The following is a 545-nucleotide window of genomic DNA, read 5'->3' on the forward strand; positions in this document are numbered from 1 at the left end:
GGGATGAAGTTCTGCTCAGGGTCCTCGGTGGTGATGCGACATTGCAGCGCATGGCCGTTGAGCCGGATATCGGCCTGCTTCGGTACGCCCGATTCCGGCGTGCCGATGGCGAAACCGTCGAGAATATGGATCTGGGCTTTGACGATGTCGATGCCGGTCACCATTTCGGTGACGGTGTGCTCGACCTGGATGCGCGGATTGACCTCGATGAAGTAGAATTTGCCGCTCTGCATATCCATCAGATATTCGACGGTGCCGGCGCCGATATAGTTGGTAGCCTCGGCGATCTTCAGCGAGTAGGAGGCGAGCTCGGCGCGCTGTTCCTCGGTGAGATAGGGCGCCGGCGCACGCTCAACGACTTTCTGATTGCGCCGTTGAACCGAACAGTCGCGTTCGAAGAGGTGCACGACATTGCCATGCGTGTCGCCCAGCACCTGGCTTTCGACATGGCGGGCGCGCTCGACCAGCTTTTCGAGGTAGACCTCATCCTTGCCGAAGGCAGCCTTGGCTTCGCGCTTGGCTTCCATCACTTCGCGCGCGAGATC

The 545-nt window shown here is 60.0% G+C and carries 1 protein-coding gene; it reads right to left on the bottom strand.

Features of this window, described 5'->3' with window-relative positions; translation table 11 throughout:
* Positions 1 to 545: ATP-binding protein (locus AC1D0P_RS27810; protein WP_477679681.1), on the bottom strand; the 545-nt coding region annotated here is incomplete at both ends.

It is taken from the genome of Polaromonas sp. P1_G2 (assembly GCF_056405515.1).